We start from the raw sequence: 22820 nt of genomic DNA, 5'->3' as shown, positions 1-22820 counted from the left end.
GATAATAATATGACAGCCTTAGATTTAGCAAATAAACGGATTCTTGTCACTGGTGGGGCGGGTTTTCTCGGCCGTCAGGTGATAGATCAATTATGTCAGCATGGCGCTAACAGTGAGAAAATTACTGTAACGCGATCGCACGACTGTGATCTACGAGTATGGGAAAATTGCCAACGGGCAGCAGACCAACAGGATATTATCATTCACTTAGCCGCTCATGTTGGTGGCATTGGTCTAAATCGAGAAAAACCCGGCGAGTTATTTTACGATAACTTGATCATGGGAACTCAGTTAATCCATGCAGCTTATCAACAAGGGATAGAAAAGTTTGTCTGTGTAGGAACTATTTGCGCCTATCCTAAGTTTACCCCTGTACCATTTAAAGAAGATGACATCTGGAATGGTTATCCAGAAGAGACTAACGCCCCCTATGGAGTGGCAAAAAAAGCTCTCTTAGTCCAACTACAATCTTATCGTCAGCAGTATGGGTTTAATGGTATTTACCTGTTACCAGTGAACTTGTATGGACCTGAAGACAACTTCAACCCTAGCAGTTCTCATGTAATTCCCGCTTTAATTCGCAAAGTGGAAGAAGCCCAAACCAGGGGAGAAAAACAACTTCCTGTGTGGGGTGATGGTTCTCCTACCCGTGAATTTTTGTATTCTACAGACGCAGCACGGGGAATAGTCATGGGAACTCAGTTTTATAATGATGCTGAACCCGTGAATTTAGGAACTGGTTACGAAATCTCTATCAAAGATCTAATTACTTTAATTTGCGAATTGATGGAGTATGAGGGTGAACTTGTGTGGGAAACCGACAAACCCAATGGCCAACCCCGACGTTGTTTGGACACGGAAAGGGCAAAACAGGCTTTTGGCTTCACTGCTGAAGTAGAATTTAGACAAGGTTTGAAAAATACTATTGATTGGTGGCGTAAAAACGCTGCATAGATGATCTCCTCATCTCGTTCCCAGTCTCCGACTGGGAATGCCTTCATAGAGTTTCTGACTCTAGCATACACACAAGGCAGAGCCTTCTTAATTCATTCCCATACAGAGTATGGGAACGAGGGAAATCTAAAATCTAAAATCCAAAATTGTCACAACTAACTAAAAAGGAATTGCGACGGGTTTTACTCCAAAAACGTCAGTCTATGACATTATTAGAATGGCGGGGGAAAAGCGATCGCCTCACCACCAATATCCAAAACTCGGTTATATTTAATCAAGCAAATACAATTCTGGCTTTTTTTAGCTTTCGTCAAGAACCTGATATTAGCTCGCTATATACTAACACTAATAAACGTTGGGGTTTTCCCCGTTGTGTTGATAAATCTCTAGTTTGGCATTCTTGGCAACCTGATGACACAATTAATATCGGTGCTTATGGGATTACAGAACCTCACCACGAAGCACCGATAATTGACATTGAAGAAGTAGATTTAATTATTGTTCCCTGTGTGGGTTGTGATGTCCAAGGATACCGCTTAGGTTATGGTGGGGGATATTATGACCGTTTGTTAAATTCTCCTGGTTGGCAGACAAAAGCAACTATAGGAGTGGTTTTTGATTTTGCTTATTTATCTCAATTACCTGTTGATAGTTGGGATAAACCATTAGAAAGGGTAATTACAGAAAACTTGATGACAACCACCAGTTTACAGTAGAAAAAATTGAAGTTAACTAAGATCCAAGAATAAGATTTTCTAAAAAACCTATTTCTAATTCTGATGCAGGTTTACCACCGCCACCTTCTATTAATTTTAAATATTTTCGCAACAGTTGCTGCATACTAGAAGTCCGATATTGGGGACTAATTTGTAATAACGCATTTTCCCAATGAATCTTTGTTGGTAAGTGTCCATATTCAGCTAAATAAATAGCTTCTCTGACTAATTTATCTAATTCTGCACCTGAATAACCGGCGGTTTTCTCTACTCATTAAAAATCAGCTTTATTAGTATCAGTCCGAATATCTGTAACTGGTTTTTGTATTTTTTCTGTGTTATTATTAGGAGAATTTTCAACTTTATTGGTAGAGATATTTGCAGTTTTTATTTCGGAAGTTGGAGTTACTGCTGGACGGAGAGGTTTTTTAGCAATGGATTTTGTATGACGAGAGAAGCCCATGACCAATTTGCGAAAGAATATCTAGAGGAATTATTAAAACCTTTAGGTCAAGTAGATATTGGTAAAGACGTAAAAAGCGAAGTTAGGGAAATAGATATTTGGTTTGTTCCCAATCAATCAAAATCTGTAACTTCCGATTTAGGATTATTAGCAAAAATGGCAGTTACAAGCTGTCTATTTGAACCTTTTCGTAATCCTCCCAATGAAATGACAATTAGAAGTTGTATGTCAAAATTATCCAGCCTTCATGAAGAATTGTTTCGACAAGCAAAAAGAGAAAATCGGCGGCTAATGGAAACCGAGTTCCCTGTTTTATGGATTTTAACACCAACCTGCTCAAAAAATAAACTAGATGGATTTAGAGCTACACTCGAAGATGATTGGGAAACAGGAGTTTATTTTCTAGGAGAATCGCATAAAACCGCAATTGTAGCAATTAACCAATTACCCAAAAATCAGGATACACTATGGTTAAGGGTGTTAGGTAATGGGGAAACCCAAAAACAAGCAGTACAAGAACTGATCACAGTTTCCACAGAAAACCAGTGTAATTATCTACTGGAAATTTTAGCATCTTGGCGTAAAAATATAGAGATTAACACTAATATCAACGATGAAGATAGGGAGTTGATTATGACTTTATCACCAGCATATCTCAAACAACGCGAGGAATGGCGACAAGAGGGACTGCAAACGGGACTGCAAACGGGACTACAAACGGGATTGCAAACGGGAAGACAAGAAGAATTGCGGTTAATAGTAGGAAGTTTACTAACAGCACGTTTTGGTAATTTAGATGAGAAATTATCTGCTGTTGTTACTCCTATTATGGAACTTTCTCTCACAGAAAGAACTGATTTATTACTCAATTTATCTCAGTTGTCTCGTGAGGAATTATTAGCTAAATTCCCCATTAAATAACCCATTTTTGTAGGTTGTTCACATCCTTTAGATCCCCAACTTCTTAGAGAAGTCGGGGTGATTATTTAAAACCACTGTTTCTTATCCAAAAATTATCAGCTATGCCTTTAAGTTGGAACGAAATCAAAAGTCGAGCGATCGCATTTTCTCAAGAATGGGAACATGAAACCTCAGAAGATGCAGAAGCTAAATCATTTTGGGATGGGTTTTTTCATGTTTTTGGTATTTCTCGTCGTCGGGTGGCAACATTTGAACAATCTGTCAAAAAAGCCGATAATAAACAAGGTTTTATTGATTTACTCTGGAAAGGTGTAATTTTAGTAGAACATAAATCTAGGGGGAAAAGTCTAGATAAAGCTATGCAGCAAGCCAAAGATTATTTCCCTGGTTTAAAAGAACATGAATTACCAAAATATATTTTAGTTTCTGATTTTCAAAAGTTTAAACTCTACGATTTAGATACTAATATTACCACAGAATTTGTCCTCAAAGATTTTATTAATCAGGTTCATTTATTCGGTTTTATTGCTGGTTATGAAAAACGCACCTATAAAGATGAAGATCCGGTCAATATCCAAGCCGCTGAATTAATGGGTAAACTACATGATAAACTAGAAGCAGTTGGTTATCGAGGTCATGATTTAGAAGTCTATTTAGTCCGGTTACTCTTCTGTTTATTTGCTGATGATACAGGCATTTTTGATAAAGGTATTTTTTGGGAATATATTGATTTACATACTAAATCAGATGGTAGTGATTTAGCAATGCACATTGCTTCTATTTTTCATACATTAAATACACCACCAGAAAAAAGATTAACAAATTTAGATACTAATTTGGCTCAGTTTCCCTATGTGAATGGTAAGTTATTTGAGGAGGTTTTACAACCCGCTGCTTTTGATAGCAAAATGCGGGAAATGTTTTTAGAAGCTTGTGGTTTTGACTGGGGTAAAATCTCACCGGCTATTTTTGGTTCGATGTTTCAAGCGGTCATGAATCCCACAGAAAGACGAAATTTAGGCGCTCATTATACCTCAGAAAAAAATATTCAAAAGTTGATTAAACCTCTATTTTTAGATGATTTATATTTAGAGTTAGAAAAAGTCAAAAGTAATCGAGGTAAACTCCAAGAATTACATCAAAAAATCGCTAATCTTTATTTTCTTGATCCTGCTTGTGGTTGTGGTAATTTCCTAATTATCACCTATCGGGAATTGCGAAATCTAGAAATTAAAATTTTGCAAGCATTGAATAAAAATGGACAGCAATTTATTAATATTCAAGATATTATTAAGGTTAATGTAGATCAATTTACGGGTATTGAATATGATGAATTTGCGGTGCGTGTTGCGGAGGTGGCAATGTGGTTAATTGATCATCAAATGAATATTCAGGTTAGTCATGAATTTGGTCAATATTTTTTTAGAGTTCCTTTAACTAAATCTGCGAAAATTGTTCATGGTAATTCATTAAGAATTGATTGGGAAACCGTTGTCGACAAGGAAAAGTTAAGTTTCATCTTAGGAAATCCCCCATTTGTTGGGGCAATGATTATGAATGCTCAACAAAGAAATGATATTGATCATGTTTTTCATGGAGAGAAAGGAATAGGTGTTTTAGATTATGTTTGTGCTTGGTATATAAAAGCAGCAAAAATTATCGAAAATAGCCAAATAAAAGTAGGCTTTGTTTCCACAAATTCTATATCACAAGGTGAACAAGTCGCTATACTTTGGAATATATTATTTAATAAATATAAGATTAAAATTCATTTTGCTCATCGTACTTTTAAATGGAGTAATGAAGCTAAAGGAAATGCTGCTGTCCATTGTGTAATTATTGGTTTTGCCAACTTCAATATTACCGAAAAATATATTTCTGATTATGAGGATATTCAGAGTGAACCACTGACAATAAAAGCTAAAAATATCAATCCTTATCTGGTAGATGGAAGTGACACAATTATCACTAATAAAAGTTTTCCCATTTCTAATATTCCCTTAATGCGTTTTGGAAGTATGCCAAGAGATGGTGGTAATCTTATTTTTACTGAAACTGAAAAAGAAGAATTTATTAAGATTGAACCTCAAGCTGAAAAATGGATCAGACCCTATACAGGATCCCAGGAGTTTATTAATGGATATAGTCGCTATTGTCTTTGGCTTGTTGATATTTCTCCAAAGGAACTCAAAGCTTTACCAGAGGTATTAAAACGAGTAAATAAAGTTAAACAGTTCCGGTTAGAAAGTAAAGCTGCTTCTACTCGTAAATTTGCAACTACACCTACTCTATTTTGTCAGATAGCACAACCTGATACAGATTATTTACTTGTACCAAGTGCGTCTTCTGAAAGGAGGAAATATATTCCTATAGGTTTTATGCCTTCAGAAATTATTACTAGCAATCTCTGTTTTTTAATTCCTAATGCCACTCTCTACTTATTTGGTATTCTCACTTCAGAAATGCACATTACATGGGTAAAATATGTATGTGGAAGATTAGAAAGTCGTTTTCGCTATTCCAATACCATTGTTTACAATAATTATCCCTTTCCTGAAAACGTCAATGAGAAACAAAAACAGAAAGTAGAAACAGCCGCGCAAGCAGTATTAGACACCAGAGCAAAATATCCTGATAGTAGTTTAGCCGATTTGTATGACCCCTTGACAATGCCACCAGACTTAGTAAAGGCACATCAAATATTAGATAAAGCCGTAGACTTATGTTATCGTCCCCAACCATTTGTAAATGAATTGAATAGGATTGAGTTTTTATTTAATTTATATGAAGCTTTAAATGCTCCCTTACTCAAACCAGAGAAAAAGAAAAGAGCGAAAAAAAGTAATTAATTGTTAATATCAATTAGGTAGGGGTAAAGCAAAAGCTCATTGGTGTCAACTTAGGCTACAGATAGCTTATTTGTTTGGCTTCCACACCCGCCTGGAACTTAAGTTCCAGGCTAATAGCTAAAGTTTACTAAAGTAAACTGAAGATTTAGAAAATTATTAGTCATCTTTAGATGACTTTTGCCATTAGATTGGGAATTCATTCCCAGTCGGACTTAGTAGCAAAGATGCAGAAGGCAAATATAGTCCATACTGCCAATATATTGTTTGGTATTTAAACAAAAGATTAAATAACCCTTAAACCGTGTAATAAGCTACTCTCACATCATGATCAAATCTGATATCTTCTGTAAAAATTATGTAGAAGTTATCAGGTGGAGTCATGAGTAAAATTAACGGATTTGTAGGTCGTCGTAACTTCTTAAAATTCGTAGGTTTAAGTACCTTGAGTATGGGTACTTTGACTGCTTGCAATGAAATCATTACTAACCGTTCAGAAATTACAATTCCTGAAAATAATCCTAATCCTAATCCAGTTAGTGCAGAGGAAGCAAAAAGAAGATTAATAGCAGGAAACAGAAGATTTGTTAATCAAAATCGTCAATATCCTAATCAATCGAAAAAACGTTTACTATCAGTATCTAAAAAACAATATCCTTATGCAGCAATATTAGGATGTGCAGATTCTCGCGTACCACCAGAAATAATTTTTGATCAAGGATTAGGAGATTTATTTGTTGTGCGGATAGCTGGTAATATTGCCAGTAATGAAACCATTGGAAGTTTAGAATATGCTACCGCTAATTTAGGAACACAACTAATAGTTGTTTTAGGTCATAAAGGATGTGGTGCAGTATCAGCAGCAATTGACAATCAACCAGATAATGGTAAAATTAACTCTGTGATTGATGACATTAAGCCAGGTTTATCGGCAACTCCCAGAACAGGAAGTAATATTAATGATGATAACAATCCAGTGATTAATAATATTGAATACCAAGCTAAAAAATTGCAGAATAATTCACAAATTATAGATAAATTAATCCGTGATGACAGATTAAAAATTATCAGTGCTTACTATGATATTAATACTGGTAAAGTTAGATTCTTAACTTGATATTTATCCTTCTTTTTTCTTTATCTGCGTTTGCAAGCTATCATGAATCTTCAACTAAAAACAAATCATCTAGAAATTATCAAAAATCATGCTCAAACAACCTACCCAGATGAATGCTGTGGGCTAATTTTAGGTTATAAAAATAATGAATATAAAATTGTAGTAGAAATCATCCCCACAGAGAACGTCTGGAATACAGAAAAGAGTAACTTTACAGAAGACCAAGAAAATAGTACCAGAAGACGATATGCAATATCGCCTCAAGTCATGTTACAAACGCAAAAAGCAGCGAGAAACCGTAACTTAAATATTATTGGTATCTATCATTCCCATCCTGACTATCCAGCTATTCCTTCAGAATGGGATAGAATATACGCTTGGCCAGAATACTCTTATGTGATATCATCCGTACAAAATGCTCAAGCTGGTGAACTGCAAAGCTGGACTCTTGATGACAACCACCAATTTCAAGCCGAGACAATTAAACTGATAAAATTAGCAAATTTAAGTTAACATTAATACTCCGCGCTGATTCCTACAACTGCTATGCTAAATCCCAATCTGGATGAAATCCAGTTGACGAAAGACGACTACGAACGCTATTCCCGCCACTTAATTTTGCCAGAAGTGGGCATGGAAGGGCAAAAACGCCTAAAAGCCGCCAGTGTATTGTGTATTGGTACTGGTGGACTAGGTTCACCATTACTGTTATATCTTGCAGCAGCAGGTATAGGCAGAATTGGTATTGTTGATTTTGATGTTGTGGATACCTCTAACCTCCAACGTCAAGTTATTCACGGGACATCCTGGGTAGGTAAACCCAAAATCGAATCAGCAAAAAACCGGATTCACGAAATTAACCCCCATTGTCAGGTTGATTTGTATGAAACCCGTCTGAGTGCAGAAAACGCTTTAGATATTATCCGTCCTTACGATATCGTTGTTGATGGCACTGATAATTTCCCGACGCGGTATTTAGTCAACGACGCTTGCGTATTGTTAGATAAACCCAACGTTTACGGTTCTATCTTCCGGTTTGAAGGACAAGCAACCGTCTTTAACTATGAAGGTGGACCCAACTATCGTGACTTATATCCCGAACCACCACCACCAGGAATGGTTCCTTCCTGTGCAGAAGGTGGAGTTCTGGGAATTTTACCGGGAATGATTGGGATTATTCAAGCCACAGAGACAGTGAAAATTATTCTGGGGAATGGTACTACCTTGAGTGGTAGACTAGTGCTTTACAACGCCTTGGATATGAAATTCCGGGAGTTGAAACTGCGTCCTAACCCCATCCGTCCAGTTATTGACAAGCTGATAGATTACGAACAATTCTGTGGGATTCCCCAAGCCCAAGCCGAAGAAGCGAAACAGCAGATGGAAATTCAAGAAATGACTGTGAAGGAATTGAAGGCGTTATTAGATAGTGGTGCAAAGGACTTTGTGCTGCTAGATGTGCGTAATCCTCACGAGTATCAAATTGCTAAAATTCCTGGTTCAGTATTAGTCCCTTTACCAGATATTGAAAATGGTGATGGTGTGGCTAAGGTGAAGGACTTACTCAATGGACACCGTTTAATTGCTCATTGTAAACTGGGTGGACGTTCGGCGAAAGCCTTGGCTATCCTCAAGGAAGCGGGAATTACTGGCACAAATGTGAAAGGGGGAATTAATGCTTGGAGTCAAGAAGTAGACGCTTCTGTTCCTCAGTATTAATAATTTTGGGCGGGATTGTTGATAATGTTTGGGAAAAACCTCTAACTATCCCCAATCTGATCTCAACAACAAGATACCCGATTTCTTGGATGATTCGGGTATCTTTTTATAGTTAATACATGGAAATATAATTTGATTTATGTATCTAATTTATACAAAAAAATCTTTAAAAAATACCAAAATTGTCTATTACTTATACTTCTTTTAAAGAGTAAGATGTCTAAAGTTTGCATAAACTTCATGGAAAATTTAGCTATAGCAGTTTCCGGGTAGGTGAGGTTAATTAACAGAATTGAGGGTAAATTTACTTTCAAAAATACTACTTTTGCAGCATCTATCATCACAGCAAATTGCCAAAACAATCATAAATTCCATTATGGATACGCTTTCCACAAATAATTCCAAGATTCTGATTGTAGATGACGATTCTAGTGTCCGTAACCTGATTCAGCGTTTTTTGAGTCGGAAATATCAAATAGAATCAGCAGCAGATGGTAAAACGGCTCTTGTCTTATTTGAGCAATTTAATCCCGCTTTAGTGATTCTCGACTGGAATTTACCAGATGCAAATGGCTATAAACTTTGCCAGGAAATGCAAAGTCGTACCAATGTGTTAGTCATGATGCTTACCAGTCGCAATGATGAAGCTGATAAAATTAAAGTCTTGGCTGCTGGTGCTGATGATTTTTTAACCAAACCATTTAGTCTAGCTGAGGTAGAAGTTAGGGTAGAAGCCCTATTAAGACGTGTTCGCTATATCCAGTCCAGTGTGTCACAACGCCTCACTTTCAATCAGTTAGCTATTAACCCAGAGGCGCGAGAGGTAACACTCAATAATAAAGCTTTAGCTTTAACTGCTTTGGAGTTTAATATCTTACATTTTCTAGCTACCCACCCTGGACAAGCATGGAGTCGTACCCAACTGATCCAAAAGATTTGGGGTTGTGATTATGTAGGAGATGGACGGGTTGTTGATGTGCATATTGGCCAACTTAGGAAGAAAATGGAAGTTGATTCTAGTATGCCGGAGTATATTAAAACGGTACGGGGTTATGGTTATAAGTTTGATCCACCAGACAACACCGCAAGTTAAATTTTGAAAAAAGGGTTGTTGGATAACTGAACAATTTGGTCAAATCTACTAATTAGTTCGGTGATGATATTGAGGCTTGATTAGATGATTAAGGTGATTAATTGGTAGATATTGGAGCTAAAGTCAGTCAGGGAATTGTATCTACTTAGGGCTTGGATAAAATCTTTAGTTTTTCTCTTTTACAGGATATTCTCAGAGTATTTCTCATCTTCTCTGGTTTTGTCCAAACTATCAGTTTAAAAATATCTATGCAAATTACTGTGATGACTTTTAATCTCCGCTATGACAAACCAGATCCTGGGGTGCGTCAGTGGAAAAAGCGTGTAGGGGCAATTGCTTCTTTAATTCAACACTACAAACCGGATTTATTGGGTACACAGGAGGGTAAATCTGATCAACTGGCAGATTTACAAGCACTCTTACCGGAATATAACATTATTGGGGGCGATCGCACTGGTACAGGAAGCGGTGAACATTGTGCAATTTTTTATAATCCCCAATCCTTTAAACTTCAAGAAACACAAGATTTTTACCTCAGTGATACTCCAGAAATTCCTGGTAGTATTACTTGGGGAACTCGTTTACCACGGATGGCCACTTGGGCTAATTTTGAAGTTAGTCATCTTGGTTTTTCCTTGACTATATTAAATACCCATTTAGATCACGAAAATGCCAAATCTAGGGAGTTAAGTGCAGTCCTAATTAGTCAACGTTTGGCTGAGTTTACACCGGAAAACTACTTACTGCTAACGGGAGATTTTAACGCCAATCCTCGTACTCCAGAACGGCAAATTTTCCTATCACCTCTAAGAAATGGTAAAAAATTACAAGATCCTTTAGCTACTCTTCCTCTAGAAAAACAGAAAACTTTTCACGATTTTACAGGGGAAGCTGGGGATGCTATTGATACTATATATTGCGATAGCTGCGCTTTTCAGACAGAACAAGTTATTATTGATCGTGAACAGTGGGAAGGGGTATGGCCTTCTGACCATTTTCCAGTGATTGTGAAATTAACAGTTTTCTAATTTGCATAATTCAAGCTGACTTCACGGTTACGGCTAACTGCAATCCCAAAGCATCAAGTACATTAGTCAAAGAATAAAATTCAATTTCTCCTTTTTCAGCAAGAATTTGGGCAAATCTATCGTAGGATTGCTGTACTGCTACGGAAAAATTATCAATTCCACCCTGAGCCTCAATCACATTTTTGAGTGCTTTATTTAACATAATAGGATCACCTTCTTCTATAACTACCTCAATATAAGCTGCTGCTTCTAGAGGATCTTGTAAGTATTTAATTAGTTTGGCGTGATAACTTGTACTTCTAGGCATTGTTTCGACTAGACTCTATACCCCTGCTTCACCAATTCTACCGCTAACTGGATAGCTGCTTTCATACTTGTTGCGTCAGCAATACCCTTACCCGCAATATCAAACGCCGTTCCATGATCCGGTGAAGTCCGCACAAACGGTAAACCAATGGTAGTATTTACAGCCCGATCAAAAGCCATCAACTTCACCGGAATTAAACCCTGATCGTGATAAAGTGCTAAGTAAGCATCAGCAGGATTTTTGATCACGGAATTACCATACCAAGCAATACCTGGTTTTACCCACATTGTATCTGGGGGCATGGGTCCTTCTAGCTGTAAATGCGGGCGTTTTTGCCGTTCTGATTCCAACCAGGGAATTAACCAATCTATTTCCTCTGTTCCCAGTTGTCCCATTTCTCCACTGTGGGGATTTAACCCTGCGATCGCAATTCTGCCATGTTTAATCCCAAAATCATTTGCTAAACACTCCACCAATAAATCTAATTTCTTTGTCAACAACTGCGGTGTTAAAGTCGCAGCTACTTGAGATAAAGGAATATGGGTGGTAGCAAGTAGAGCGCGGAGTGTCCAACCGGTAAAAGGCGATCGCCCCACAAACAACATCCCAAACCGCTCAACACCAGCCTTTTCGGCTAAAAGTTCCGTTTGTCCCGGATAGTTGTAACCAGCGGCTTTCCAAGCAGATTTAGCGATAGGTCCGGTGACAATTCCATCAAACTCACCTGCCAAAGTTTGAGATATGGCATATTCCATATAAGCAAAACTCGCTGCACCACTAGCTGCATTTCCCACACCTGTGATAATTTCACCAGCAATAGGGACATCAACTATAGACAAATCAACCGGATTAGCCAAAGCTAGAGAATTCTCAATATTTTTACTGATATTTTCATAACTTTTAGTTAATAAAGTTCTATTCCCTACCACCATCACATCACAATTTTGAGTAACTTGAGGATCTGCCAAAGCCTTCAAAATCACCTCAGAACCAATACCCGCAGGATCTCCCAGGGTCAGCACCAAACGCGGACGGTTATTTTGATTACTCATGATTTTGTAGGGGCGGGGTTTCTCCGCCTATCTCCACTCATTCCCGATGACATCCCTAAATTGGTTTAGAATTATTGATAGGTCTAATCCAAATAGTTCTGATAGACCTATTGTACCTGAGTTGTTAGAGTTAAAAATGAGATCTTAGCCTTCAAATCAAATTCAGCAGTCTCAGATAAATCAACAATCCACAAAGGAGCATTACAGCAAATGGGCGGCGAAATGTTAAATGCAGCGATGCTATCTTTCGGTCTAATCTTCGTAGGTTGGGCAATTGGCGCTTTGTTACTCAAAATTCAAGGCGCAGAAGAATAGAACGGAAGCAGGGGGAAGCGGGGGAAGTAGGGGAAGTAGGGGAAGCAGGGGAAGTAGGGGAAGTAGGGGAAGTAGGGGAAGCAGGGGAAGTAGGGGAAGTAGGGGAAGAAAAATTAATTCTTCATCCTGACTCCTGACTCCTGACTCCTAACTCCTAACTCCTGACTCCTAACTCCTAACTCGGTGACTCCTAACTCGGTGACTCCTGACTCGGTGACTCCTGACTGGACACTGAGCGAAGTCGAAGTGCTGACTCCTATCTTTTATTAAAAAGATGTAAAGTTTTATTTAGATAACTAAATTCTGTTAAGATTCTTTTCATAAACATTAAGATATATAACCAACCCCATGACATTATTAATAGTTGGTGCAACTGGCACTTTGGGAAGACAAGTAGCTCGTCGCGCAATTGATGAAGGGTATAAAGTCCGCTGTCTGGTTCGGAGTCCTAAAAAAGCTGCTTTTCTCAAAGAATGGGGTGCAGAACTGGTACGGGGAAACTTGTGTAATCCACAAACCCTGACAGAAGCATTAACAGGTGTAACCGCAGTTATTGATGCTGCTACATCTCGTGCCACAGATTCACTAACTATTAAAGAAGTGGATTGGGATGGCAAAGTAGCATTAATTCAAGCCGCTAAAGCTGCTGGTGTAGAAAGATTTATCTTCTTTTCAATTTTAGATGCTGATAAATACCCCAATGTACCGCTGATGGAAATTAAGCGATGTACAGAAGCATATTTAGCAGAGTCAGGTTTAAACTACACAGTTTTACGTTTAGCTGGATTTATGCAAGGGTTAATTGGTCAGTACGGCATACCTATTTTAGAAAAACAACCAGTATGGGTAACAGGAACATCCTCACCTATTGGCTATATGGATACGCAGGATATTGCTAAATTCGCGGTGCGGGCTTTGACTGTGACAGAAACAGAAAAGCAAGCTTTCCCAGTCGTGGGAACTCGTGCTTGGAGTGCTGAGGAAATTATTAATCTTTGTGAACGCTTATCTGATAGAGACGCAAAAGTTACACGAATGCCTATCAGTTTATTACGGGCTGTCCAAAATTTACTGCGCTGCTTTCAATGGGGATGGAATGTTGCTGATAGATTAGCTTTTACAGAAGTTTTAGCTGGTGGTAAAGCTCTAAACTCAGAAAATATGGACGAAGTATATACTGTTTTTGGTTTAGACAAACAAGAAACTACCACCTTAGAAGCATATCTACAAGAATACTTCAGTCGGATTATGAATAAGCTGAAACAGTTAGATTACGAAAAAGCCAAAAGTAAAAAGCTTAAAAGTAAAAAGACTCCCTTTAAACAATCCTCCAAAGCCAATAGTCAATAAATGTCAGCCGAATGGTGACATTAGGCTAAAATGTGTAACTATTAGATACAGAAAAATCATCCCTTAAACTTGGATATTTGAGTGTGCCGAAAGCAGGCATTATCTACAACGATGTTAAGCCGATAGCGAGTAGTGTCGCTATCGAACTAAAAGACAAGCTCACCGCTGCTGGTTGGGATGTATACATCACAGCGAGTATCGGTGGGATATTGGGCTATTCTCAACCAGATAGTCCAGTCTTGCACACCCCCATTGAAGGTCTTACGCCCCCTGGCTTTGACTCAGACATGAAATTTGCAGTGGTGTTAGGGGGGGATGGAACTGTGTTAGCAGCATCGCGCCTAGTCGCCCCCTGTGGTATCCCCATGCTGACGGTAAATACTGGTCACATGGGATTTTTGACTGAAGCTTATCTTAACCAATTGCCCCAAGCCTTAGAACAGTGTATGGCGGGTGCATATCAGGTTGAAGATAGAGCTATGCTCACCGTTAAAGTTATGCGGGGAGATACGGTAAAATGGGAAGCCCTCTGTTTAAATGAAATGGTGCTACATCGAGAACCTTTAACTTGTATGTGCCATTTTGAAATCGCAGTGGGGCGACATTCACCTGTGGATATTGCGGCTGATGGAATTATTGTTTCTACCCCAACGGGTTCTACAGCTTATTCTTTAAGCGCAGGTGGTCCAGTAATTACTCCTGGTGTCCCTGTATTGCAGTTAGTCCCAATTTGTCCCCATTCTCTGGCTTCTAGGGCTTTGGTGTTTCCTGATAGTGAACCAGTTAATATCTATCCTGTTAATATTCCCCGGTTGGTAATGGTGGTGGATGGTAATGGTGGATGTTATGTTTTACCGGAAGATCGGGTATATTTAGAGCGATCGCCCTACAGAGCCCGGTTTATTCGTCTCCAGTCACCGGAATTTTTCCGTGTTCTGCGGGAAAAACTCGGTTGGGGTTTACCACATATTGCTAAACCCAATTCCGTAGAATTGCCTTAGAGGGTGTTTGAAAAGTTTCCGGCGATTATAAATCGCTACTACACAAACAAAGTCCACACTTCGACCCTTCGACAAGCTCAGGGCATCGCAGGCTCAGTGACCACCTGCATGGACTAATAAAAATAGAGGGTTTAGAACCCACGTAGGTGGGTTTCGTCTGTGTAGCCGCGACTTCTAGTCGCCAGATTTATTAATAAGTAATCAATACCTTGTCCATTTTTTGTAGGTCGGGTTAAGCGACAGCGCAACCCGAGGCTCATGTTGGGTTATGGCTGATGCCTCCGGCGAGCGCAGGGATACACCACACTTCGTGAACGTACCTCAACCCAACCTTGTATCTTAGAGGTATTTGTATTCAACAGCAAATTTGAAGGCATTGACATCATCAAAGACTTCCAGTGGACACAGAATGATAAAATCCAGGTTAGCAAAATTGGATTTGGTGCTACCTCCTTGAGTCAGTTCAACTATAACAACCTCAATGGTAATTTGTCCTTCCTGGGGACTACATTTGCCACAATTGAGAACAAGCCATCAGGCTTTGCGGTTTCCTTAGATGTTGTATTAGTCTAGATATCTTCTTCGGAGAAGATGGTAATCATATTCTCAATGGTGGCAATGGCAATGCTATTTTTATAATTGCACTTAGATCCCCCACTTCTTGAAGAAGTCGGGGGTCTTTGATTTAGATGGGTTTCTTCTAAATAGGGTTTGCTGAAAAAGTTATCTGTGAGGGCTAGAAGTTCAGGAGGATTTAGAAGAAGTTAGAAGAAGTTAGAAGTAATATCAAGTCTGGAAAACTGAACAATTTTTGATGCTATGATCATATTTTTCTTGCACCTCATTTACCTTTTATACAGATAAAAATCTTGATGCGTCTGGGTTGTAGGTTGATTCAGCAAACCCTAAATAGGACTTACGCTGCTAAAGAAAAGGGTGACTTGATTTACAGCTAAACATCTTGAACAAACTCCGTTAAGAACCTAAACGCCTTTAGAATATAATTAGCACAATCTTGAGGAGAACTATTATAAAATGATGGCCATGCAGTAGCTTTATCTTCATCATAATAATCGCGGCGATGGGGATGATTTTCTAACCACGCTAACCGCACTGCATGACCGATTAACACATCTAAAACCATATATTCTTCAATTTGCAACTTAGGGTTATTAGCCACGATTGTAGCCAATTCCATCAAAGCTTCTACATTGACTTGGCGATATTCTGGGGCTTCAATTTTATTCAGCAAATGTTCAACTAATAAAGCAAAATTTCTTTCTCCTGCGGTCATTTCTGAAAGCATGACTTCACTTTCTAAGCGATTCCGTCGTTCTAATTTATCACCAATGACTAAACCTTTGCAATGCTGCATTAATAGCCAAACTTGTTTAAAAAAGTCTTTGGGTACACGATTTAATGCACCTTCTCTTTGACGAAATCTGCGCCAACCATCAAGAGGAACTTCTGTTTCTTCACTAATTACAGGTAGCACAACCCAAGCAATATCACTTTCTTTTTGTTTGACGTGCAATGATTCCTGTTGACGTAATAAATTACTTACGCCACTATATCCAGTTAACACTTGACGTAACCGCATTTTCACTTCAAAAGGTGAAAGCTGCATTAATTGTTCATAAGCTTCATCTTGGGTGAGGATGAATTCTCTGGCTATATCGCTAGTAATTAAAAGAATTAAATAACCAACTCTTAGTGTTAAAAATCCGCGAAATAATTCTGGTTCTGATTTGATTAAGACACCGAGATAAATTAATATTTCTTGCGTTAAAACCCGATCTCGAATATCCTCACGACAGAAGTTATTAATTTTCTCAGTAATCTCACTTCCAGAGATAGGAACAACTATCAAAGAAGCCTGACTATAAGCCCTCCCCACTGCAATTTGCTTACCTTGAACCAAAATACTCGTTATCGCATCTGATAAGCCAATATCGAGCATTTGGCGTAAACCCGCAGCCCGTCGCACCACCGCCCACAGCCCTAAATCTCCGGCTTTGGTATAGACTTCATCGAGTAAATCCGCTACAGTGACAGCATTAGTTGGCCCAGCATATCCTGTATCAAATTCTAAACCCTGTAACCGCGTTAAAGTTTGCAGTAATTCAATTTGCTCATAAATGTTTTCTGATGAGCGTAAATATTCTAATAATAAATCTAAGTTAGTTTCACATTCCATTTGGAATTCTTGGGTATGTCCCAAAGACCAACTTTTTTCTAAATGAGAAGTCAGGTAATAACAACGGATTCCCCGATTTGCAACTGAGGATTGCGATAATTCTGTATCTGATAAAAAATCAATTCTTTGAATTGCGGCTGTCAGCATTAATTGATTCAATTTTCCTAATTTTACCTGGACTCCATGACAAATACCATCCTTGAGTTCCTGCATTAATTCTAATAATGCTTCTGACCCAGTTTCTAGCATTGTCCGAGTAATCATTAAGGTTAAAGTCGGACGACCTAAATCACTCCAGTATTTTTGGATATAAGCCAATTCACCTCTAATTTCATCTACTAAAAAGTGATAATCAAGAGTTAAATAAAATTGCTGTGAATCTAGGAATGATGGTAAAAAGACAACTGTTTGATCTCTAATCCGAAAGAATCTTGATATCGTCAAACTTCTCAGTCGTCGCAAGGGACGGCCTGTTAAACCCAGTTGATCATTTCTGCCAATTTGTGTATAAATTCGGGAAAGTTCTTCAGATTTCCTAATTTGAATTGGTGCAATTTGGCTAGGTGTTTGGGTTTCAATTCCATATACTTCTAATTGTGTTTGTAGGGCTTCATCTTCTGCTATTAAAGCAATTTGAACTAAGGAATTGCGGTTTTTACCGACATTCAAATGTCTACCTAAAGGATCAATATCTCCTAGTGATATTAAACCTTCACTTAACATTTCTCCCAGATAATATAAGCTTTGCGCCCAAACTAAAGGAATATTTTCATTGGGTAATCTTAACTGAGACTGAGGATCTAATTTCTCAGCTTCTATATTTTCTTCAGGAACATAATAAATTTCTGGTAATAGCTGTAACCCATTTTGTTCTACCAACAATAATTGTAGAAGTTGCTGATATTTCTCAACTTGTGCTTGTTCACCGCGAAATAAACCATCAAGAACTAAATAAGTAAAAAACAATGGCCATTCACATTCAATATGTTCAAATTGTTTAAGTTCACCAGGTTCATAGTGGAGGCGTTCGGTGTCTTCTAAAACTGTTTGATGTCCATCTCTTAAAAAGCGCTTACAACCATATTTTCCTGCGAGTTTACTAATAATTTCTTTAAAGGTGCGTTCTCGCAATGCTTCATCTTTGACAGCAAAAGCGGGATAACTAATAATACTTAATAACGCCGCATCAACTTCTTTAGAACCTGATTCTCTGGGTAATAATGATTCTAAAGTAATTCTGGCTCTAGCGATTTCATCTGGTAAAACATGAATTACTGATGCTTGACTACCATGAACACCAAATAAGTTTAATCCATTTATAGATTCTAAAGCTGCTTTAGCCATTCCCAAGGAACTAGCATTTAATTCTGCACTACCATGATTAATTTTATTTCCCCGTTCCCAAATGCCAAAATCTGGTGTGCGGTAAGCTCGACCAATATAATAAACTAGGTTTTGGACAAAGTTAACTTCATCCAATGTAAAAATAATTGATAATCCGCTGGCGGTCATTTGTGCCAACATTAATAAAAAGATAGATGTCGCGTCAAGTTGTAAATGTCCCCATTCATCATCACCGACAACAATATCACCCGTGGCTGTATTGTATTTGGCGTGAAGTCCATCTAATAAAGATTGTGTATGTTTAAATTTTTCAACTTTATGAGATTGTCGCATCATGGCAAACAATAGACCACGCATTAGTTTAACAACACTATGTTCAAGTTCATAAGTGCGACCATGATCATGATCTAATTTGCGATAGGCTAGGGCTAAACCCCAAACTGCTAAAATACTATACACATTATCTCGCACCCAGGCATCTGTATAATCGCCATGAGCAGTAATAGCGGTACTCGCTGGTAATAAACCAGTAATCGGGTTTTGACGGGCTAAAATTATTGTCTTGATTTGCTGATAGTAAAAATCTAAGCGAATTGGTGGTGTTGTGGATGTGTTCATTATGGTGATGAGAAAATTTAACTTTGTCGTTGTGAGGTTGATAAATAAAAAAGTTGTATAATTCTCTCTTTTGGTGTATGTAACAATTATCGAGAGGAGAATTTTTTTGAGTAGGTAGGATAGATTACAATTATAGTATGCGACGTGACTCTATTTTCTATTATTTATTTCAAACATATCCAACCATACTGTTTGAGTTATTGCCAAATCCTCCAGCAAATGCGGCTAATTATCGCTTCGATTCGGTAGCGGTAAAAGAACCAAAGTTTGAAATTGACGGGGTGTTTCTACCACCAGAAACCGAAACTCCTGGTGTTGTTTATTTTTGTGAGGTGCAATTTCAAAAAGATGAACGACTGTATGAGCGGTTATTTGGGGAATTATTTCTCTATTTTTACAGAAATAGGGAGCGTTTTCAAGATTGGCAAGCGGTGTTAATTTATCCAACTCGGAGTACGGAACAAGAGGATATTCACCCCTATCGCGCACTTTTAAGTTCGGAACAAGTCCATCGAGTATATTTGAATGAATTGGGAGAATTTGAGGAATTACCCCTTGATGTCAGTTTGTTGGTATTGACAACTCTAAAACAAAACAAAGCCCCAGCAGCAGCGCGATATTTAATCAATCGTTGTCAGCAGGAGTTACAAGAACCAGCAGCTAGACGTGGCATAATGGAAATAATTACCACGATTATTTCTTATCGGTTTACTCGTTTAAGTCGTGTGGAGATAGAAGCAATGTTAGGCATAAGTTTTCAGCAAACTCGCTTGTATGAAGAACTCAGAGAAGAAGCTACCGAATTAGGTATGCAGCAAGGTATGCAGCAAGGTAAACAACAAGGTAAACAGGAGGGAGAAGTAAATCTGATCCTGCGGTTGTTATCTAAAAGATTTGGGGAAGTTCCTAGTCAGCTAAAAATGCAGATTGAGAAGTTATCTTTGGAACAATTGGAAGCTTTAACTGAGGTGTTTTTAGATTTTGCAAGTTTAGATAATTTGGTTGTTTGGTTGCAAAATTTAGAAATTTCCCAGAAGTAAAAGCCAGAGATTACTAGCGGAATCTGTAACAGTTGAATAATTTGTAATTTGTAGGGGTTTAGCAATGCTAAACCCTTACGTTTTGGTGATTGCAAAATTTTTCTTACCCATAGATTCTTAATTTGGATTCCCAATTTAACACCAGCATATTTATTGACAAATTTATCAAATCATGTATAATTAACGATATTTATTCCAAAGTATATTTTTTGCCGACAGGGGACTTATGAAACTTAAACCAATTTCCCAAATACTTTTACAGAAATGGTGCATCTAAATCAAGACCTGTATATTTGAGTGAAAGTAAATCTTTATTCTATGAAGATGGTGATTTGTATATTGACCTGAATGGAATCTTAACAGAAGAATAAAATAGTAGTTCATGAATAATTATTTGAAAATTCTCAATGATTTGTAAATGTCTACTAACTGGAGTTCATTCTGCACTCTTATTATTAACCTGTTTGGGAGGAATAGCTATTTCCCTCCCAGCAGAGTCTCCTGTTTTTTCAACATCATCTGTGAATGATCTAGCAATTAAAAATAATCAAAAAATAGCAAAATCAATTACTGTAAAAATTCTTTCTCAAGAGTTTTTAGGAACAGGAATTATTATCAATAAACAAGTTAATAAACAAAATCAAATTTATACTATTATCACCAATAATCATGTATTAATGGCTGTTGATAAACCAGGTTATCAAATTCAAACACCAGATGGTAAAATTTATCCTGCTAAAATTCCTCAAGCTGTGAAATTTGGTAAGAATGATTTAGGGATATTACAATTCACATCAAATCAAAATTATCAAGTTACGAAAATAGGAAACCCATTAACATTAACGGTGGGAGAACAATTATTTGCTAATGGTTTTAGTAATGAAGATACAATAAATGAAACATCTCCAGAAAAAATGCCAGAAAAGAGAATATTTACTCAAGGGTATCTTACTTTAATCTTAGATAAACCCTTAGAAGGAGGCTATCAAATCGGTTATACTAATGATATTTATAAAGGTATGAGTGGGGGACCATTATTAAATATGCAAGGGGAATTAGTGGGGATTAATGGTGTACATAAAAATCCCCTTTGGGAAGTGACAGAATTATATGCTGATGGTTCAGAACCTTGTCAACCTATACAGGATATTATACCTCGCAATAGTTGGGCTATACCTATTACAACAGTTGAGAAGATAGCACCTCAATTAGTGAAAATTCCAGCTTCTAATTCTGGAAAGAAACCATTAGCAGCAGGGGAACTAAATAATAGTACAATATTGCAAATGCGAGAAAAAGCAGAAAGTGTGAAAAAATGTATTTTACCAAAAAAATATCAGCAGAAAATGAAAAAATGAACTTTCTTAATTGTAGGTTGGCTGACAGACCCGCCTGGAACTCAAGTTCCAGGCTAATAGCTAAAGTTTACTAAAGTAAACTAAATAATTTAAAAAATTTTCTAGTTATTTTAGTCATTTTCAGATGACTTTTGCTATGAGACTGGGAATAAATTCCCAGTTGGGCTATGGATTTTACGTTAAGTTGACAGTTGTATAGAGAAACCAAACCCAACGCACTAAATTTACTAATAACAGGAATTAAAAAATGAGGTTGATTAATGTACTAGCTGCGACGTTAATAGGTGTAACTGTAATACTAGTACAACCACAAAATACAGCAGCTTTAGACGGTGGAGAAATTAATAATATTGCTAAACAAATAACCGTTAAAATTGAGGGTAAAAATAAAGGAACTGGAGTAATTGTTAAAAAAGAAGGTAATACATATACAGTATTAACAAATCATCATGTTGTGCGAGAACAGGGTAAATATATTTTAATTACACCTAATGGAAAAACTTATAATTTTAATTCTAGTAATATTAGACAATTACCTAATTTGGATTTAGCAGTTGTTCAATTTACAAGCAATGATAATTACACTGTTGCTACATTAGGTGATTCCAATGAATTAAAACAGTCTACAGAGATTTATAATTTTGGTTGGGCTGTTAATGATACTATTTGTTTCAAGGGGTGTGATCGTTTTTATAATGGTATAATTAACGGTATAGCTCCTAATCCTGATGAGGGTTATGCGTTAATTATAAGCAATAATACTTTGCCAGGAATGAGTGGCGGTCCTATACTTAATTCACAGGGAACATTAGTTGGAATTAATGGACTTTCTGTTAAAAACGTTCTCAGTGGTGCTGTAGAGTTTAAAGGTATTCCTATTAATAAATATAAGCCATATCAGAATTTAGTTATAGTATCTCAACCAACTCCTACATTTAAGCCACAGCCCCCTAAATCTCAACCAAGAACCAGCCCAACAGCAACACCTCAACCTACTTCTAATAAGAATAATTCACCGACTGATTTTTATTTAGCTAATACTTTCAAAGGTCATTCTTCCTATGTTTATTCTGTAGCCATAAGTGCAGACGGAAGGACTTTAGCTAGTGGTAGTTACGACAAAAATATCAAAATCTGGAATCTAGCCACAGGTAAACTAATTCGCACTTTATCTGGTCATTCTCACGCGGTTTTGTCTGTAGCCATAAGTCCAGACGGGAGGACTTTAGCTAGTGGTGGTGGGGACAAAACTATCAAAATCTGGCGGGTATCTGGGCGTTAATTTGTCTGATAACGTAGCGTGGCGCAAGCCATATCAGGATGTCCAGGATTTAAGGATGTACAGGATAATGAAATAAAAGCAATTTTGGGATAATGTCAT

The 22820-nt window shown here is 37.5% G+C and carries 20 protein-coding genes; 16 read left to right on the top strand and 4 right to left on the bottom strand.

Annotated features, from left to right (window positions below):
• Positions 1–9: 9 nt before the first annotated feature.
• Together FJR09_RS14775 and FJR09_RS14770 are read left to right on the top strand one after the other, a co-directional pair.
• Complete coding sequence (locus FJR09_RS14775) at positions 10–954, top strand: GDP-L-fucose synthase (RefSeq protein WP_015078771.1); 945 nt, start codon at positions 10–12, stop codon at positions 952–954.
• A 146-nt stretch (positions 955–1100) separates the two neighbouring features.
• Positions 1101–1670, top strand: coding sequence for a 5-formyltetrahydrofolate cyclo-ligase (locus tag FJR09_RS14770; protein WP_168650571.1), 570 nt, complete (start codon positions 1101–1103; stop codon positions 1668–1670).
• Positions 1671–1944: 274 nt separating this feature from the next.
• On the opposite strand, the gene FJR09_RS14765 is transcribed toward FJR09_RS14770, so the two are convergent.
• On the bottom strand, positions 1945–2133 hold the full coding sequence (locus tag FJR09_RS14765; protein ID WP_041457659.1) for a hypothetical protein: 189 nt from the start codon (positions 2131–2133) through the stop codon (positions 1945–1947).
• Here FJR09_RS14765 and FJR09_RS14760 point away from each other — a divergent pair.
• The 7 genes from FJR09_RS14760 (at position 2116) to FJR09_RS14730 (ending at position 10857) form a co-directional block, all read left to right on the top strand.
• Complete coding sequence (locus FJR09_RS14760; protein ID WP_015078773.1) at positions 2116–3054, top strand: hypothetical protein; 939 nt, start codon at positions 2116–2118, stop codon at positions 3052–3054. The two genes, FJR09_RS14765 and FJR09_RS14760, sit on opposite strands and share 18 nt — an antisense overlap.
• A 101-nt stretch (positions 3055–3155) precedes the next feature.
• Complete coding sequence (locus FJR09_RS14755; RefSeq protein ID WP_168652677.1) at positions 3156–5903, top strand: class I SAM-dependent DNA methyltransferase; 2748 nt, start codon at positions 3156–3158, stop codon at positions 5901–5903.
• 379 nt (positions 5904–6282) lie between these two features.
• Positions 6283–7017, top strand: coding sequence for a carbonic anhydrase (locus FJR09_RS14750; RefSeq protein WP_015078775.1), 735 nt, complete (start codon positions 6283–6285; stop codon positions 7015–7017).
• Positions 7018–7059: 42 nt separating this feature from the next.
• Positions 7060–7530 (top strand): Mov34/MPN/PAD-1 family protein, encoded by a 471-nt coding sequence (locus FJR09_RS14745; RefSeq protein WP_015078776.1) that lies wholly within the window; start codon positions 7060–7062, stop codon positions 7528–7530.
• Between the two features lie 33 nt (positions 7531–7563).
• On the top strand, positions 7564–8736 hold the full coding sequence (moeB, locus tag FJR09_RS14740; protein WP_015078777.1) for a molybdopterin-synthase adenylyltransferase MoeB: 1173 nt from the start codon (positions 7564–7566) through the stop codon (positions 8734–8736).
• Positions 8737–9112: 376 nt separating this feature from the next.
• Positions 9113–9829 carry a response regulator transcription factor gene (locus FJR09_RS14735; protein ID WP_148763286.1) on the top strand — a complete coding sequence of 239 codons (717 nt, stop codon included), beginning with the start codon at positions 9113–9115 and terminating at the stop codon, positions 9827–9829.
• Positions 9830–9981: 152 nt separating this feature from the next.
• On the top strand, positions 9982–10857 hold the full coding sequence (locus FJR09_RS14730) for an endonuclease/exonuclease/phosphatase family protein (protein WP_254433119.1): 876 nt from the start codon (positions 9982–9984) through the stop codon (positions 10855–10857).
• 10 nt (positions 10858–10867) lie between these two features.
• On the opposite strand, the gene FJR09_RS14725 is transcribed toward FJR09_RS14730, so the two are convergent.
• Both FJR09_RS14725 and pdxA read right to left on the bottom strand, forming a co-directional pair.
• Positions 10868–11164: a DNA-binding protein gene (locus tag FJR09_RS14725; protein WP_168634540.1), complete on the bottom strand. Its 297-nt coding sequence runs from the start codon at positions 11162–11164 to the stop codon at positions 10868–10870.
• 8 nt (positions 11165–11172) lie between these two features.
• A complete protein-coding gene (gene pdxA, locus FJR09_RS14720) occupies positions 11173–12216 on the bottom strand; it encodes a 4-hydroxythreonine-4-phosphate dehydrogenase PdxA (protein ID WP_168654116.1) in 1044 nt (347 codons plus the stop codon).
• A gap of 210 nt (positions 12217–12426) precedes the next feature.
• On the opposite strand from pdxA, the gene FJR09_RS14715 reads away from it, so the two are divergent.
• The 4 genes from FJR09_RS14715 (at position 12427) to FJR09_RS14700 (ending at position 14882) form a co-directional block, all read left to right on the top strand.
• Positions 12427–12531: a PetM family cytochrome b6-f complex subunit 7 gene (locus tag FJR09_RS14715; protein WP_015078782.1), complete on the top strand. Its 105-nt coding sequence runs from the start codon at positions 12427–12429 to the stop codon at positions 12529–12531.
• Positions 12483–12668: a hypothetical protein gene (locus tag FJR09_RS14710; protein WP_168652662.1), complete on the top strand. Its 186-nt coding sequence runs from the start codon at positions 12483–12485 to the stop codon at positions 12666–12668. The genes FJR09_RS14715 and FJR09_RS14710 overlap by 49 nt, the downstream gene beginning before the upstream one ends.
• 211 nt (positions 12669–12879) lie before the next feature.
• The gene (locus FJR09_RS14705) at positions 12880–13881 is read left to right on the top strand and encodes an SDR family oxidoreductase (protein WP_015078783.1); all 1002 of its coding nucleotides are present in this window, start codon (positions 12880–12882) and stop codon (positions 13879–13881) included.
• Between the two features lie 83 nt (positions 13882–13964).
• Positions 13965–14882, top strand: a complete 918-nt coding sequence (locus tag FJR09_RS14700) for an NAD(+) kinase (RefSeq protein ID WP_015078784.1) — start codon at positions 13965–13967, stop codon at positions 14880–14882.
• A 952-nt stretch (positions 14883–15834) separates the two neighbouring features.
• Here the strand turns inward: FJR09_RS14700 and FJR09_RS14695 are convergent.
• Positions 15835–19041, bottom strand: coding sequence for a glycoside hydrolase family 15 protein (locus FJR09_RS14695; RefSeq protein WP_168652679.1), 3207 nt, complete (start codon positions 19039–19041; stop codon positions 15835–15837).
• Between the two features lie 137 nt (positions 19042–19178).
• Here FJR09_RS14695 and FJR09_RS14690 point away from each other — a divergent pair, with 137 nt between their 5' ends.
• The 3 genes from FJR09_RS14690 to FJR09_RS25285 all read left to right on the top strand — a co-directional run bounded on the left by FJR09_RS14690 (position 19179) and on the right by FJR09_RS25285 (position 22721).
• Positions 19179–20081 carry an Rpn family recombination-promoting nuclease/putative transposase gene (locus FJR09_RS14690; protein WP_168652680.1) on the top strand — a complete coding sequence of 301 codons (903 nt, stop codon included), beginning with the start codon at positions 19179–19181 and terminating at the stop codon, positions 20079–20081.
• A 407-nt stretch (positions 20082–20488) separates the two neighbouring features.
• On the top strand, positions 20489–21439 hold the full coding sequence (locus FJR09_RS14685; protein ID WP_015078788.1) for a serine protease: 951 nt from the start codon (positions 20489–20491) through the stop codon (positions 21437–21439).
• A 247-nt stretch (positions 21440–21686) separates the two neighbouring features.
• On the top strand, positions 21687–22721 hold the full coding sequence (locus FJR09_RS25285) for a trypsin-like peptidase domain-containing protein (protein ID WP_015078789.1): 1035 nt from the start codon (positions 21687–21689) through the stop codon (positions 22719–22721).
• Positions 22722–22820 lie beyond the last annotated feature (99 nt).

Source organism: Dolichospermum sp. UHCC 0406 (assembly GCF_009712025.1).
Lineage (GTDB): Bacteria > Cyanobacteriota > Cyanobacteriia > Cyanobacteriales > Nostocaceae > Dolichospermum > Dolichospermum lemmermannii.
Note: the sequence above shows the minus strand (reverse complement) of the source record. Positions and strands in the feature narration are given on the sequence as shown.

Bases quoted from the DNA above. Each gene is read 5' to 3' on its own strand.
- moeB (WP_015078777.1), top strand. From the start codon at position 7,564: ATGCTAAATCCCAATCTGGATGAAATCCAGTTGACGAAAGACGACTAC.
- FJR09_RS14715 (WP_015078782.1), top strand. From the start codon at position 12,427: ATGGGCGGCGAAATGTTAAATGCAGCGATGCTATCTTTCGGTCTAATC.
- FJR09_RS14745 (WP_015078776.1), top strand. From the start codon at position 7,060: ATGAATCTTCAACTAAAAACAAATCATCTAGAAATTATCAAAAATCAT.
- FJR09_RS14705 (WP_015078783.1), top strand. From the start codon at position 12,880: ATGACATTATTAATAGTTGGTGCAACTGGCACTTTGGGAAGACAAGTA.
- FJR09_RS14750 (WP_015078775.1), top strand. From the start codon at position 6,283: ATGAGTAAAATTAACGGATTTGTAGGTCGTCGTAACTTCTTAAAATTC.
- FJR09_RS14735 (WP_148763286.1), top strand. From the start codon at position 9,113: ATGGATACGCTTTCCACAAATAATTCCAAGATTCTGATTGTAGATGAC.
- FJR09_RS14755 (WP_168652677.1), top strand. From the start codon at position 3,156: ATGCCTTTAAGTTGGAACGAAATCAAAAGTCGAGCGATCGCATTTTCT.
- FJR09_RS14695 (WP_168652679.1), bottom strand. From the start codon at position 19,041: ATGAACACATCCACAACACCACCAATTCGCTTAGATTTTTACTATCAG.
- pdxA (WP_168654116.1), bottom strand. From the start codon at position 12,216: ATGAGTAATCAAAATAACCGTCCGCGTTTGGTGCTGACCCTGGGAGAT.
- FJR09_RS14760 (WP_015078773.1), top strand. From the start codon at position 2,116: ATGACGAGAGAAGCCCATGACCAATTTGCGAAAGAATATCTAGAGGAA.
- FJR09_RS14775 (WP_015078771.1), top strand. From the start codon at position 10: ATGACAGCCTTAGATTTAGCAAATAAACGGATTCTTGTCACTGGTGGG.
- FJR09_RS14685 (WP_015078788.1), top strand. From the start codon at position 20,489: ATGATTTGTAAATGTCTACTAACTGGAGTTCATTCTGCACTCTTATTA.
- FJR09_RS14765 (WP_041457659.1), bottom strand. From the start codon at position 2,133: ATGGGCTTCTCTCGTCATACAAAATCCATTGCTAAAAAACCTCTCCGT.
- FJR09_RS14690 (WP_168652680.1), top strand. From the start codon at position 19,179: ATGCGACGTGACTCTATTTTCTATTATTTATTTCAAACATATCCAACC.
- FJR09_RS25285 (WP_015078789.1), top strand. From the start codon at position 21,687: ATGAGGTTGATTAATGTACTAGCTGCGACGTTAATAGGTGTAACTGTA.
- FJR09_RS14725 (WP_168634540.1), bottom strand. From the start codon at position 11,164: ATGCCTAGAAGTACAAGTTATCACGCCAAACTAATTAAATACTTACAA.